Origin of the sequence: Nonomuraea sp. NPDC003804 (assembly GCF_040610675.1) — a bacterium.
GTDB lineage: Bacteria > Actinomycetota > Actinomycetes > Streptosporangiales > Streptosporangiaceae > Nonomuraea.
This window is the reverse complement of the sequence record NZ_JBEXMT010000033.1, coordinates 103,446-116,658: the sequence shown is the minus strand read 5'-3', so window position 1 is coordinate 116,658 and position 13,213 is coordinate 103,446. Positions and strand designations below refer to the sequence as shown.

The window sequence follows — 13,213 nt, the reverse complement described above, 5'->3', positions numbered from 1 at the left end:
CCGCCTCCTCCCCGGGTGCCCTTTTTCCCTGCTCCAGGCGCGTTTGTGGCCCCCCCCGGCCCACTTACATACATTCTGGGGCGGCTGCGAGCGCCCCCCACGCCTCTGCGTTTCTCTGCCGGCGGGTTCTCGCCTTTTCGGTAATTGTTTCTTGGGTTGCGAATGTTCATCCTTTGTCAGTGGATGCCGCTGCTGCTGCCATTGGCTGCGCCGTTGGCGCTGCCACCGCCGTCGAGCTGGACCACGTGAGCGGGCACGGTGGCGGCACCGGCGGGCTGGGCGGCCAGCGCCACGGGTGCGGCGAGGGCGAACATCGCTACTGTTCCGGCTGCGAGAACGTGCTTCATGCTGGTCATCGAGATCACTCCATGTCGAATCAATTGTGCCCTGGGTGTGAGACCCGGGCTGGTGTCCCGGAATTGTGTGATGAATCCGGTTATTTCGTGATAAGCGGTGCAACCATGTGGTCGAGGCCCCTATTCCGTGACCGCTGCGGATTTCCGATAAAGGGGCATGCGCAGACCTTTGTTTGACGTATCACATGTGCGAGTATTCGCCGGGAATGGCGACGGTCACGCAGATGGGGAATCGCCCGCCTCCTGGTCAAGGAAGCAGGCGGTTCTGTCACGAACACGTCAGCGTCGGATGAGGCCGTTCGCCACCGGCGGCGGTGACGCGGCACCTCACGCTCTGAGCGGTCGCAGCCCCGTGCTCCACGAGACCACCTGGTCGAGCAGCTTGCTCAGCATGTCGTCCTGGTGCGCGGCGGGCTTGAAGGTGGTGAAGTCCTGGAAGTCGGCGTGCAGGTGCAGTTCCACGGCCGCCTGCACATCGGCCACCTTGACCTGGCCGAGCACCTGCCGCAGGTGCTCGGCCGCCCGGACACCGCCGCTGACGCCGTAGCCGACCACGCCCGCGGCCTTGTCGTGCCACTCGGCGAACAGGAAGTCGATGGCGGTCTTGAGCGCGCCGCTGGTGGAGTGGTTGTACTCGGGTGTCACGAAGACGAAGCCGTCGAGGCCGGCGATGGTGCCGGACCAGGCCTTGGTGTGCGGGTGCTCGTAGACACCGGTGGCCGCGGCGAGCGGCTCGTCGAGGTGGGGCAGGCCGTAGTCCTTCAGGTCGACCAGCTCGTAGTGCGCGTCGCCGCGCCTGACCGCGTGGTCGTGGACCCAGCGGGCGACGGCCTCGCCGTTGCGTCCCGGCCGCGTGCTGCCGACAATGATGCCAATTCTGATCATTTCTCTACCTTCAGGATGACTTTTCCGCGAACAGCGCCGCGCTCGGCGGCACGGTGCACGTCCGCCAGGGACTCCAGTGGGCGCGCGTCCGCCTCGACCTTCACCACGCCCTTGTCGATCAGCGCCACCAGCTCGGCCAGCTGGCCCGGGTCGTTGCGGGCCACGAACCGGACGGCGCGCGGATGCTCGATCGGCTCGGTGATCGAGACGAACCGCCTGGCCAGCCCGGTCACCGACGCGGGCACCCCCGGCACCAGGTTGATCAGCACGTCGCTGCCGCCCGGCAGGTCGGTGCTGGTGTAGTCGACGACCTCGTCGGCGCCCAGCGTGCGTACGGCCGCGGCGCTGCGCGGGCTCGCCGTCGCCACCACGTGCGCCCCCGCGTGCTTGGCCAGCTGGACCGAGAACAACCCGACGCCGCCACCGGCCCCGTTGATCAGCACCCGGCTGCCGGGACCGATGCGGGCGTGCTCGAAGACCGCCTGCCACGCGGTGAGCCCGGCCACCGGGACGGCCGCCGCGTCCGCCAGCGGAATCCGCTCCGGCGCTCTGGCCAGCAGGCCGGCCGGCGCGACCGCGTACTCCGCCGCCGCCCCGTCGATGAGCCCGATCACCCGATCGCCGGGCGCGAAGTCACCCGCCCCGGTGACCACGGTGCCCGCGACGTCCAAACCGAGCGTGTGCGGCAGCGTGACGGGGAGCACGTCCCGCAACAGGCCCATGCGCAGGCCGACCTCCGACGGGTTGAACGAGGTCGCGGCCACCCTGATGAGCACCTCGTCCGGCCCGGGCCTCGGCACCGGCACCTCGTCCAGCGAGATCACCGAGGCGTCGCCGTACTCGTGGATGCGGGCGGCCCGCATGGTGCCGAGGAAGCCGGCGGCGTGCTCGCTCGCCCACGCCTCGAACGTGCTCGCGGGCGCTCCGGTGATCTCCTCGAAGGTCCTGGTGGTCGGGCCAGGCCCGGCCAGACCGCGCAGCATCTCGTCCACGGCCGCCGGCGGCAGGCCCAGGTCGAGCAGCCGCTGCCTGGACTCCTCCGGAGGCTCCTCCTCCCAGCGCAGCGGCCGGCCGATCGCCGCGCCGATCGTGCTCGCCTGCTCGCGCCGGGTCAGCGGCCGGGATCCGGTCAGCGTGTAGACCGCGCCGTGGTGCCCCTGATCGAGCAGCGCGCGCACCGCGACGGCAGCGACGTCCCGCTCGTGGATCGGGGCCAGGGTCGCCTCGCCGTACGGCTGCCGCACGACGCCCGCGCGGACCTGCTCGGCCCACCGCAGGGTGTTGGCCGCGAACGCGTGGGGGCGCAGCACCGTCCACTCCCGCGCCGTCCCGGCGATCAGGCGCTCGATCTCGACCTCGTGCGGGCGGGCGGCGGCCGAGGACAGGTAGACCACCCGCCGGGCCCCGATCAGCTCCAGCACCTCGCGGGCGCCCTCGGCTGAGGCGAACGGCCACAGCAGGAAGACCGCGTCCACGCCGTCGAGAGCCGCCCGGAGCGCGGCAGGGTCGGTCAACTGCCTCGTCACCGTGCGGACGTCGGCGCCCGCGTGTTCCAGTTGGGTCACCAGCGGGCGGCCGATCGTGCCGGTCGCCCCGCTGACCAGGACTCTTGTCATGCCGTCAACCGTAGGAGGCCGGTGGAAGACAGCCAATACGTTCCTATCTCCGATTCATACGCCATCGTCTTCATAGCTAGACTTCGTTCCGTGGACGTGCTGAGCGACGTGATCGCCTCGATGCGGATGGGCCGGCCGCGATCGGCCCGGGTCGAATGGTCGGCGCCCTGGGGTCTCCGGTTCCCGTCAGCCCCGGGCTCGGCGGGCTTCCAGGTGGTGCTGCAGGGGTCGTGCTGGGCCGTCCCGCCGGAGGACGAACCGATCCCCGTGGGCACGGGCGACGTGCTGTTCTTCCCGCACGGGCACGGCTACGCGCTGGCCGACTCGCCCACCAGCCCGATCGCCGAACCCGACTGCGACCCGTACGGGGAGGCCGAGCTGTTCGCCTCCGCGTCCATGGAGGGCGCGGGGCCCGTCACCGTCACGCTCTGCGGCGGCTACCAGCTCGATTCCAGCCGCGCGCATCCGCTGCTCAGAGGGCTGCCCGAGATGATCCACCTGCCTGCCAGGGTGGGGCACAACACCGAGCTGCGCGCCGCCGTCGAACTGCTCGGCAAGGAGATCGACGACCCGCGGCCCGGCGCGGACACGGTGGTGTCGGCGCTGCTGGACATGCTGCTGCTGTACATCCTGCGCGCCTGGCTCGACGCCTCGACGGAGCACTGCAAGGTCGACAGCTGGGCCGCCGCGCTGGCCGACCCCGCCATCAGCGCCGCACTCGACGGCATCCACCGCGACCCCGCCCACCCCTGGACGGTCGAGTCGCTGGGCCGCCGTGCCGGGCTGTCCCGCGCGGCGTTCTCCCGCCGGTTCACCCAGCTCGTCGGGCAGCCGCCGCTGACCTATCTGACCTGGTGGCGGCTGGGCACGGCCGCGCGCATGCTCCGCGACTCCGACGCCGCGCTGAGCGAGATCGCCGCCGCGGTCGGCTACGGCTCGGAGTTCGCCTTCGCCAACGCCTTCAAACGCGAGTACGGCACGGCCCCAGGCAAATACCGCCGACAGGGCTGCCCGGCGGCATAACCCCGGATGCCCTGAAGCAGCCGCCGCGCGGCGAGACGCCCAGCGCGGCCGCGGGAGCCGGTCGACCTGCCCTTCCGCCCGGCCGCCCGCTCGTCGGCGACGGGCTCGCGACCCGCTCGCCGGCGGCTGACGTCGGCCGCCCTGTCCGTCCGCTGCTGGGCACTCCTCCGCAGATATCTCCGCGAACAAGAGGGGTTATCTACATAGATGTCCCTTTGATGTGGATTTGTCCGGGTAGAGCGACGACTGCGGAGAGGCAGGCCTGAGGGGGATGGGCGCATGCTCACCATGGCGTTCGTCATCCTGGTGGCGCTCCCGGTCGGGGGCCTGGCCTTCCTGCTGGCCATGGCCGCGCTGGAGGCGGCCGTCTTCGGCTACCGCGCAACGTCCACGCCGGAACAGGGCCCGGAGCGGCCACCCAGAGCGGCTCCGCCACAGGGCGAACCGTAGTTTCCGTACGGCGGGCCGTCGGCCGTTAGTCCCGCCGGGGCAGCCCTGGCAGGCTGATCGGCAGGTCGTGGACCTGCGGCGGTCAGGGGATGACGTCCGCCACGATGGTGGCGGCGGCCTTCCGGCAGGAGGAAAGCCGCCCGCTGCTGTTCGCCTGAGCGGCGGAGTTGCTGGCGCAACGCCACCCGCCGACGGTCGCCACCCCCGCACTGCCCTGCTTGGGAGTGTCGGCTCGGTAATAGGAACGGAAGGTCCGAACGGCCGCCCGGCAGTCGGCGCGTCCTTCGAGAACCGCGACCGCGGCCATCGGGCCGCCGTTGGGCGGCTGGATCTCACCGCACACGGTGCCCGGCCCCACCAGCACCGGCCTGCGCTCCGGCACGCTCTTCCTGGGGGCCGGCGATGTCGAGACGGCGAGGTCGGTGGTGGGGGAGACCGGCGCGGTCCGTCGCTCGGGTTCTTCCCGGCAGGCGCTCAGCGAGAGCATCAACAGCAGAACGCAGACAGCGGCACGTGTACGCGCGGGCGCGACAGGCATGAGGGTCCTTCCTCTTCGTTCGTCGGACATGGACCCTCGCCATCGGGGTCAGGCGCTGCCGCCAGCCTGCTCCACGGCGGCGCCCACCGCGAGTAGCAGGAATGCCGATCTTCATCAGAATGCTGCCATGCGGCAGCGTGACCTCGACTCGGGCGCCCCCGCTTCCTGGTCCGATCGCCTTGGGTGCCGTGGAGCGAGGTGGAAGGGGCCAGGCGGTGCTGGGCCGACTTCTTCCACACCCGCAGCTCGGCCGCCGACGTGGCACGGCTGACCTCGGCGCCGCGCATGGCCTGCCACAAGGACCAGCCGGACACCGCCCACCCCTTCCGCCTGTGCGCCGGCTGGCCGGCCGTGGTCGGACCGGAGCACATCGGTGTCCGGATGAGCCTGCTGCGCGGACGGCTGCCCGGCGGCGCCGTCGATCCGGACCGGCGCGACTGGCCGCCGCTGCACGCCTCGCTGCACGAACTGCTCGCCCGCCGCGATGCCCAGTTGGCCGCCGGTCCGGCCCGGCGTGACACAGGGGGCGGCACTCGAGCAGCCGGGCGGCCCCACACCGCCCAGGACAACAGATGATCAGCCGATCCGGGGCACCGCCGACCTCGGCCGTCATCTCCGCCGCGGCGCCGACGGGTCCGGCGAGCGGCGATGTGATCGAGCCGACCGCGGTACATGCCCCCGGCAGCGCTCCGGAAGCTGGGGACGGCCCCCCTCCGGATCCGACCACCCGCCGGACCGTCAACCTCCAGCCAGCATCGGGACTGGCGCCGCCGGCGCCGCTGGTGGCCGGCGTCGGCGACATCGCCGGGCTGCGGCCGCGCCGGGCCCGGCGCGACGGCGGCGAGGTACCCGGCGCCGACGTCGACCTCGTCGACGCCCTGGACCGGCTCACCTGGAACGTGGTGGCCGCCTGGCTGGCCGACTGCCCGCTGGCCAGCACCCGGCGGACCCGGCTGCAGGTGCTGACCGCGTTCCTGCGCTGGCTGCTGGGGTGCCGGTAAGAAACGTGTCATGAGCCCCACATGAGCGTGATCCGGACCTCGCCGCCGCCTGAGAACGACCTCGTTCAGGGAGAACCAGTACGTGTACCCAGGTCGTATCCGGTGGGCCGGGGTCGAGCAGGCTCGTCTGGTCATCACCACCTACAAGGGCGGGGCGAGGCTGCGCCAGAGCCTCGCCGTCGCCGGCAGCCCCTGCCGAGCCACCGGGCGCGCAGGTCGCGACCGGCTGGCCCGAGCACCGCGGCGACCTCGAGGACGCGTCTCACGCTATCGCCTGGCCGACGCTGTCACACATGCTGCGGCCGGTGGCCGGATGAGGCCACGGGACGGAGATGTTCACGGCAGTCCTCTTTCGAGGCTGATGGGGCGCGAGTGGCGGAGCCGATGCGATCTCCCCCGTGCGACCAGGCCGAGGCTTAGGCGCTTTCGACCCGGACCTCGCGGTTCGCGCCAAGGAGACAAGTCCGTGCGGGGCGCTGCTGGTCGCGGCCGAGCGGAAGGCCGAGACGTAATGGGCGGCCCGCAATTGAAATGTGAGTCCCACTCTGTTTGTTTCGGTCCAGCCTGGCAGATGGTGACTATTGTGAGCGCAGTTGTGGCTCTTTAACGTCAGCGGCGTGGGCCCTCCCGGGCCCCGGTCAGGAGGCGCAACGGTGGGGCTTCTACGAGAAGACGGCGGCGACGTAACCGGCCTAGTGAAGGGATGACGTCGCGTGTCACAACCAGACGAGAGCGTAATGGTCAAGAGTCTCGGCTCGACATACTGGCGCTGGCGTCAATACCAGGAAAAGACACTCTGGTGTTGGAACGCGACGACGATCAGCATCGCGAACTTCTACGCCAACGCGCAGGTTTGGACCCAGTGCGGATTCGCCGCCGCAGTCCTCAACAGGGACGACTCCAGGCTCGCCGACCAGCGACCGTTCCGCTGCTGCCCAGATGGCGAGTTACGCGGGGACTGCAACCAGGGCTGGTGGCCGGATTTCGGGCCGCTGCAGCAAGCCGGGGTCCAGGTCCCTGTTGCCGACGGTGACAGATATTCCGTCGACGCGACGTGGGTGGGCAACAGGTGGGTGGAGGTCAGAAGGCTCAGGGAGTTGACGAAGAACGAGGTCAAAGCGGAGATAGACGCCGGACGCCCAGTCATGATGAACATCGGCTGGGGTGGCGGCCTCTCCGGCCACATCGTCAACATCTGGGGGTACAGCTACCGTCCGGAGACCGGTGAACTGGTGCACGTATGGGTGCATGACCCGTGGGAGGGTACTCACGGGACATACGCGGGCCAGGAGAACGATCCCATCATGTGGGTCGCATGGGAGACGCTCTTCGGCGGCTACCCGGGCGGCCCGAACGGCACCTGGAACAGGACCTTCAAGACTCGGCGAAACTAGCCTCAGGGAGCATGCGATGCCGTTGAACATGCCTGAACCGCCGGGACGGATTCGGGACGAAACACGGTCCCAGCTCGGCCTCATCGCCAGAGCCGGCGGAGAGGGCCCCAAACTGCTGGGCGAGGTCTCCCCGGATGACGTGGAGGTGTCCACCCCACACCGGGTGTTCGCCCTGCTCGTCAAAGACATCGAGGCTGGCGGCGGCCTGGAAGTGGCGCAGCCGGTGGGCTGGCGATTCCTGCTGGAGTCCGGCGGCAATGTGCTCGCCGGCGCCGAAGTCGCCGAAACACCGGACCGCACCTTCCCGCCAACGTTCTACAGAAGCTCATCCGTTGGAGCCACCGCGACCGCGGTCAGAGCCGCACGAGCCCTTCCGCAGCTCCAACTGGCCGGGTTCGATCTCCGACTCCTGCGGATCCCCGAGCTCTACCAGGTTGCCCTGTGGTTGCACTCACCCAACACCGATCTACTCATACCGCTGGCACCCTCCCCGATCGGGCGCGAGGGCCAGGTCACGCCACCACCGGTGTTCTTCCGGGAACTCGCTGCCCGTGCCCAGGAGTACAGAGCCCGCCAGCCCCGCGACCGGGAGCCGACCTAACGCCATACGCTTGACTTTCGGGCCTACGCTGTCGTGCCGGCGTGCCGGGCGCCTCTCGCTCAGACCGTGAGGTCCTGTGCGAGAGGCGGTGAGCGGTGGCCGGGCCGGGCCAGAAGCTCTGCTTGCGGACGCGCATGTAGCGGTCGCCCTTGACGACGTAGAACGCGGTGAAGGCGCCGACAAGGCCGGGAACCAGGCACGCGGCCGACAGGCCGGAGTCGAAGGTGGTGTCCTTCAGGTCGGGGAAGGCGACGGAACTGTCCCAGGGGTCGCCGTGGAGCACCGTTTCATTCATCAGCGGCCGCTCTGCCAGCGCGCCGAGTTTCTCCAGCCGCAGCCGGCCGCCGACGAACTGCACCGCGGTGTTGCCGCCGAGCCCGTCCAGCACTCGGGTGTAGGCGGCCTCCAACGCGCCGGCGAGCTCGGCCAGATGCCCGGCGGGCTTCCAACTCGTCAGACGAGCAGGCCGGCCGCGCACCACGTGCGGGAGGCGCTGGAGCCGGTCACCGAGGGGCCGGGTTCGGCTCAGCGAAGATCGCCGGTGATGATCCACAGATGGCCGAACGGGTCACGAATGCGGCCCGAGCGCTTGCCGTAAGGCCGGTTCTCGATCGGCACGACCACTTCGGAGCCGTGTTCGATCATGCGTTCACCGACTGCGTCCGGGTCGTCGACCTCGATCTCGAGGAGGACCGCGGAGCCGCCGAGATCGTCTGGCGACAGCCACCCCCACGAGGAGACGGCAGGCGAGACGCGGAAGGACGAATCACCGATGCGGTGGTCCACGACGGAGGGCCGGCCATCATCACTCAGTGGGGCCCGGAAACGCCAGAGCGGATTCGCCGGCACCGGCGGCCACGAGCCGGCCCCGGGCGGTCTCGAAGCGGACGAGCCGCTGGTATTCCTTCGGCGTCACACCGAACTCGGTACGCACCATGCTACTCAGGTGCCGCCGGGAGCACCCGAGCAGTTCTGCGGCTTCCCGCACCCGGGAAGTGCTGGACAGGGCCGCGAGCGTGGCCCGCATCCTGTAGTGGTCAGCGCGCTCGCCGTGCCGGGCCAGGCCGGCGAGCAGGGAGTGTTCGACAAGGGCGCGACGTTGTGGCCAGGACCGGCAGGCCATCAGACGCTCTGGCAGGTCGGCCATCGCCGGGACGACGTCGGCGAGGTCGATGACATGCCCGGCCAGCGCCGCCGCCGGGACTCCCAGCAGTGCGCTGACACCCGGTGGGCGGAGTGTCAGCCACACGCCGCGCGTGCACCTCTCTTGCCTGAGCTCGGCCGCGTTCAGATGGAGTCCGGCTACAACGGCTCGGAGCCGTGTGGAGGGCCCGGGCCGCCCGACCCATGCGATCTCGAGCGATTCCTCCTCGGGGATCGTGATCGACACCGTGGACGAGGGAAGCCCGCGATGAACGCCGACCGGCTTTGACCCGAGATCGTACGAATCCAGTGTCGCCACGAACGGCGCCAGGGCCGTGGACATCAGATTGGCACGCACAGTCACTCCGTCACCATATGTGCCGGAATCCATGGGGGGTGATCTGTGAGCGGTCGAGCGGTGTCAGTTCCGGATTGATCTCGCCCCTGATCGTGCTCCCGACCTGCAACTGGTCACTTCATGGCGGACGGATCGCGGCCAACTCTCCCCATGGATGTGGCCATTTCCTGGAGCCGAGTGGCTCGGCAAGCGCTCCGTCTCGATCCCGCGGCGAAGCCGTACATGTCCGGGCCGCGCGACGAGAAGGTCCTCGCCAGGACCGTCGCCCGGTACGGACGCGTTGACCTGCTCTGCATCGACGAACTCGGCTACGTGGGACTCGACCGGCACGGCGCCGCACTCCTCTTCCAGGTGCCTGGCCGCGGGTGTCGCGCAGGAGGGGCCAGGCCTGCTCGCCGCCGCCGTTGGGGTCGCCGGTGGTGGCGAAGCGGATCCAGGCGCTGATCAGCCGGTCACCGAGGTCGGCCTGCCGGGGCGACAGCTTCTCGAACAGGGCCAGGCCGAACAGGTACGGCAGCTCGGCCATGTGCTGGGCGGCGGCCGGGAAACTGGGCTTCGGGTAGCCCGCGAACCCTCGTCGTGGTTGGCGCCCAACAGCACGGGGACACGGTTGAACCGGCCTGTGCGCAGAGCCTCGTCGGCCGGGAGCGGCAGCGCGGGCGTCCCGCTGACCGGGCGCGGCTTCCGCGCCGTGCCGTAGACCTCCAGCAGCTTGCCGATCGGGACCTCACGCAGACAGGCCGCCACGTCGGCCACGTCGGCGCAGCCCGCCTTCTCGATCACCTCGTCGCTGTCGGCCTGGGCCGCGGCCTTGATACGGGAGGCGTTGCCCGGGGTGCCGCAGGGGGCGCGGTGAACACGGTCCCGACGGCCTGGTGACCAGAACGACAAGAGCCGTGTAACGAGAGATTGTTACGCACGGTTCTGTAGGAGCCCCGGGCTGAGACGCCCGGGGCGACCCGACCGGTGGCACCCCTTCAGTGCGCGCCCGTGGGCATCTCCAGGAGGTCGTCGACATCGCGGACGATGGGCGGTTCCTTGATCCAGGTCATCGTGAGGGCGGCGACCGCGAGCAGGACGCCGGCGAACATGATCGCGTTGGTCGGATCGCCACCGAGGAGGTTCTCGAAGATCCAGCCGAAGGTCACGGTCTGGATGAGCATCGGCACGACGATCATCATGTTGATGATCCCCATGTAGACGCCGTAGCGCGTGGACGGGATCATGCGCACGGCCATGATGTACGGCACGCCCATGATCGAGGCCCAGGCGATGCCGAGACCGATGATCGGGAGGAAGAGCAGGTACTTGTTCGTGAGGTTGGCGAAGATCAGCAACCCGGTCGCGGCGCACAGGAGGCAGAAGATGTGCACCCACTTGGCGCCGCGTCGGCGAGCCAAGGCGACCAGCGGGAACGCGACGCAGAAGGTGACGATGTTGTACCAGCCGTTGACGGCACCGGTCCATGAGACGGCTTCCGCGTACCTCGGATCGTCGGCGGTCACGCCGTAGACGGATTCGGCGATGGAGAGGGAGACGTACTGCCAGTAGCAGACCATGGCGTACCACTGGAACAGGTACACCAGCGCGAGCTTGCGCAGCTCGGGGGGCATCTCGACGATCGCCTCCCAGATCTCTCGAACAGCGCTGCCGAGGCCGCCCTTCTTGGCTCGGATCGCCGCCAGCTCCTCCTTGCTCGGAGGCAGCTCCGGTGTGGTCAGAACCGACACCAGAACGGTCGCGATGGAGCAGACCGAACCGAGAAGGAACGAGGCGACGACCCAGTAGGGGATGCCGGCGGACGTCGCTCCGCTGATGACGGTCTGGAAGACGAACAGCGAGACGTTGGCAAGAGTGATCCCGAACCCGGTGAAGAAGCTCTGCGCGAGAAAGCCCTTGGCCAGCTGCGACGGCGGCAGCCGGTCGGCGATGAACGCCCGATAGGGCTCCATGGCCGTGTTGTTGCTGGCGTCGAGGATCCACAGGAGCAGCACAGCCGTCCAGAGGGCGGCGACGAACGGGAACAGGAACAGGCAGACACTGCAGCCGATCGCCCCCACGATGAAGTACGGCTTGCGCCGCCCCCACCGCGGGCTCCAGGTGCGGTCGGACATCGCTCCGATGAGCGGCTGGATGAGCAGTCCGGTGACGGGTCCGGCGAGGTTGAGCAGCGGCAGCTCCTCAGGAGAGGCCCCGAGGAAGTTGTAGATGGGGTTCACCGCGGTCTGCTGCATGCCGAAGCTGTACTGGATGCCGAAGAATCCGACATTCATCAGCAGGATCTGCCGCATGGTCATCAGCGGTTTCTGCCGCACGATGGTGATGTGCGCAGTGGGGGCTTCCGTCGCCGTCATCAGGCCCCCTCTCGGGTCCGCCGCCGGGCCAGGTAGTCCTCGAGGCGGTCGAGTTCCAGCTCCCAGCCCTTGCTGTGGTAGCCGGCCACCTCAGGCTCGAAGGGGCCCTGGACGACGCGCACCAGGGTGTGGTCGCGTCCGGTCTTGGTGAACTCGACCCGCAGCTCCAGCGGCACGTCAGGGTCGATGTCAGGGTCACCCGTGATCCGCTGGCGTGCGACGAAGACATCCGGCTCGAAGTACTCGATGAACACCGCATTGGTCGTCACCCGGGTAGTGGGATCGTTGTCACGGACCTTGACGTGGTGGTGACGTCCGCCGAGCCGCAGATCGGACGTGACCGTATCCGGCTCCACGTGCCAACCGGGACTGCCGCGCCACTGCGCCATCTCCTCTGGAGCCGTCCAGGCGCGGAACACCTCCGGCCGCGGGTAGTCGTACTGCCTCTCCACCACAACCATCACGTTGGCGGCCATGGGGCCCTCCAGCCCGACAGTGACCGGCCATCGGTCGGATCGGCTCGGCCCCGCCCTGCATTCGTAGGATCCCTCCGGGTTGCGAAATCTGTCCAGCCCGCGAATGCCGTGGTCAGGGGGTTGGCGGACGGGCGAACGGCACCTTCGTCACACCTTGGTGTCGCCTCCGGACATGCCCCTTCCTGGCGGCGACACGGGCAGTATGAGCCGGCTGTCCAGGCGCATGCATTCCGAGCGTCGCCGCAGCTTCTGCCCCCTGAGCTCCGGAGCGAGCCGGCGGTCACGGACGGACACCGACAGGGCGGCCGTTCCGCTGCCGCAGGCGGGCTACAGCACCTCGTACATGCGGATCGCGACGACGTCCTCGCTCTCGCCTTCGGGGCGGGCGAGTCCGACGAACACGGTCTCGGCGAGCCATCGGTGGGCGGCGGCGTCGGTACGGAAGACGGGCGAGGTCCGGTAGTAGAGGCCGGCGTGCGTCACCTGGAGGCCCTCGTCGTGCTGGTCCAGGCTTTGCGGACCTGGCCGGTAGTAGCCGCGGTTGACGATGTCGATGACCGCGCCGTCGTCGGCCTGGATCAGGTAGCGCGCGTCCAACTCGCACACCTCGCCACGGGTGCTGTGCCAGTCACCGCCTCCGGAGAGCACCGTGCCGCGCAGCCGCGGGCCGGTGACGGTTCCGCCGACGATCGGGGTGAACTCGGTGCGTTCCCCGTCGCCGTGGCCGATGTGCAGCGTCGGCGCGATCTGGGCCCGAATCTCGAAGGCGAAGGCAAGCGACGGCGCGAAAGACACGGTGGAGACTCCCCGGCGTTGGACGTGCGAATGAGCACCCCAGGGTATTCACAGCCGCCGGACGCCCCCTCGCCGCACCCCCCGGGGCGATGTGCGGTGTGCCCCCGCGGTCCCTGGCCACCTGGAACCTCGCAGGCAGGCCGATCCTCCGCGCGAGATCGACGAGGTGCTGCGCATCTTGCCGACCCCGCGACAGCTGGCCGACACACCAGGGGTGATACCG

The 13,213-nt window shown here is 69.5% G+C and carries 16 protein-coding genes and 2 pseudogenes; 7 read left to right on the top strand and 11 right to left on the bottom strand.

From position 1 onward, the window contains the following. Positions 1-176: 176 nt before the first annotated feature. The 3 genes from ABZX22_RS36100 to ABZX22_RS36090 all read right to left on the bottom strand — a co-directional run bounded on the left by ABZX22_RS36100 (position 177) and on the right by ABZX22_RS36090 (position 2,857). On the bottom strand, positions 177-356 hold the full coding sequence (locus ABZX22_RS36100) for a hypothetical protein (protein WP_354918481.1): 180 nt from the start codon (positions 354-356) through the stop codon (positions 177-179). 327 nt (positions 357-683) lie between these two features. Further along, on the bottom strand, positions 684-1,241 hold the full coding sequence (locus ABZX22_RS36095) for an NAD(P)H-dependent oxidoreductase (protein WP_354918478.1): 558 nt from the start codon (positions 1,239-1,241) through the stop codon (positions 684-686). Continuing rightward, positions 1,238-2,857 (bottom strand): zinc-binding dehydrogenase, encoded by a 1,620-nt coding sequence (locus ABZX22_RS36090; RefSeq protein ID WP_354918475.1) that lies wholly within the window; start codon positions 2,855-2,857, stop codon positions 1,238-1,240. The genes ABZX22_RS36095 and ABZX22_RS36090 overlap by 4 nt, the downstream gene beginning before the upstream one ends. Positions 2,858-2,947: 90 nt before the next feature. Between ABZX22_RS36090 and ABZX22_RS36085 the strand changes: the two genes are divergently transcribed. Beyond that, entirely contained in the window at positions 2,948-3,880 is a 933-nt protein-coding gene (locus ABZX22_RS36085; protein WP_354918472.1) for an AraC family transcriptional regulator, read from the top strand. Positions 3,881-4,159: 279 nt separating this feature from the next. Next, positions 4,160-4,330 (top strand): hypothetical protein, encoded by a 171-nt coding sequence (locus ABZX22_RS36080; RefSeq protein WP_354918470.1) that lies wholly within the window; start codon positions 4,160-4,162, stop codon positions 4,328-4,330. A gap of 82 nt (positions 4,331-4,412) precedes the next feature. Here ABZX22_RS36080 and ABZX22_RS36075 read toward each other — a convergent pair whose 3' ends face one another. Next, the gene (locus ABZX22_RS36075; RefSeq protein ID WP_354918467.1) at positions 4,413-4,817 is read right to left on the bottom strand and encodes a hypothetical protein; all 405 of its coding nucleotides are present in this window, start codon (positions 4,815-4,817) and stop codon (positions 4,413-4,415) included. A gap of 234 nt (positions 4,818-5,051) precedes the next feature. On the opposite strand from ABZX22_RS36075, the gene ABZX22_RS36070 reads away from it, so the two are divergent. The 4 genes from ABZX22_RS36070 to ABZX22_RS36055 all read left to right on the top strand — a co-directional run bounded on the left by ABZX22_RS36070 (position 5,052) and on the right by ABZX22_RS36055 (position 7,864). Further along, a complete protein-coding gene (locus tag ABZX22_RS36070; RefSeq protein WP_354918464.1) occupies positions 5,052-5,444 on the top strand; it encodes a DUF6283 family protein in 393 nt (130 codons plus the stop codon). After that, positions 5,441-5,869 (top strand): hypothetical protein, encoded by a 429-nt coding sequence (locus ABZX22_RS36065; RefSeq protein ID WP_354918461.1) that lies wholly within the window; start codon positions 5,441-5,443, stop codon positions 5,867-5,869. The genes ABZX22_RS36070 and ABZX22_RS36065 overlap by 4 nt, the downstream gene beginning before the upstream one ends. A 737-nt stretch (positions 5,870-6,606) precedes the next feature. Next, a complete protein-coding gene (locus ABZX22_RS36060) occupies positions 6,607-7,263 on the top strand; it encodes a papain-like cysteine protease family protein (protein ID WP_354918458.1) in 657 nt (218 codons plus the stop codon). A gap of 16 nt (positions 7,264-7,279) precedes the next feature. Next, positions 7,280-7,864: a hypothetical protein gene (locus tag ABZX22_RS36055; RefSeq protein WP_354918455.1), complete on the top strand. Its 585-nt coding sequence runs from the start codon at positions 7,280-7,282 to the stop codon at positions 7,862-7,864. On the opposite strand, the gene ABZX22_RS36050 is transcribed toward ABZX22_RS36055, so the two are convergent. From ABZX22_RS36050 to ABZX22_RS36040, 3 genes are read right to left on the bottom strand one after another with little or no spacing between them, the layout of a single operon-like run. Continuing rightward, complete coding sequence (locus ABZX22_RS36050) at positions 7,776-8,345, bottom strand: hypothetical protein (protein ID WP_354918452.1); 570 nt, start codon at positions 8,343-8,345, stop codon at positions 7,776-7,778. The two genes, ABZX22_RS36055 and ABZX22_RS36050, sit on opposite strands and share 89 nt — an antisense overlap. Positions 8,346-8,389: 44 nt before the next feature. Further along, entirely contained in the window at positions 8,390-8,650 is a 261-nt protein-coding gene (locus ABZX22_RS36045) for a VOC family protein (RefSeq protein ID WP_354918449.1), read from the bottom strand. 19 nt (positions 8,651-8,669) lie between these two features. After that, the gene (locus ABZX22_RS36040; RefSeq protein WP_354918446.1) at positions 8,670-9,365 is read right to left on the bottom strand and encodes an AraC family transcriptional regulator; all 696 of its coding nucleotides are present in this window, start codon (positions 9,363-9,365) and stop codon (positions 8,670-8,672) included. 237 nt (positions 9,366-9,602) lie between these two features. Here ABZX22_RS36040 and ABZX22_RS36035 point away from each other — a divergent pair. Next, positions 9,603-9,719: pseudogene (locus tag ABZX22_RS36035) on the top strand (ATP-binding protein); the annotation flags it as partial. A gap of 70 nt (positions 9,720-9,789) precedes the next feature. On the opposite strand, the pseudogene ABZX22_RS36030 reads toward ABZX22_RS36035, so the two are convergent. The 4 genes and pseudogenes from ABZX22_RS36030 to ABZX22_RS36015 form a co-directional block, all read right to left on the bottom strand. Continuing rightward, positions 9,790-9,891 (bottom strand): annotated as a pseudogene (locus ABZX22_RS36030) (hypothetical protein); the annotation flags it as partial. A 451-nt stretch (positions 9,892-10,342) separates the two neighbouring features. Next, positions 10,343-11,719, bottom strand: coding sequence for an MFS transporter (locus ABZX22_RS36025; RefSeq protein WP_354918443.1), 1,377 nt, complete (start codon positions 11,717-11,719; stop codon positions 10,343-10,345). After that, positions 11,719-12,195, bottom strand: coding sequence for an SRPBCC domain-containing protein (locus ABZX22_RS36020; protein WP_354918440.1), 477 nt, complete (start codon positions 12,193-12,195; stop codon positions 11,719-11,721). The genes ABZX22_RS36025 and ABZX22_RS36020 overlap by 1 nt, the downstream gene beginning before the upstream one ends. A 327-nt stretch (positions 12,196-12,522) precedes the next feature. After that, entirely contained in the window at positions 12,523-12,990 is a 468-nt protein-coding gene (locus ABZX22_RS36015; RefSeq protein ID WP_354918437.1) for a DUF3237 domain-containing protein, read from the bottom strand. Between the last annotated feature and the right edge of the window lie 223 nt (positions 12,991-13,213).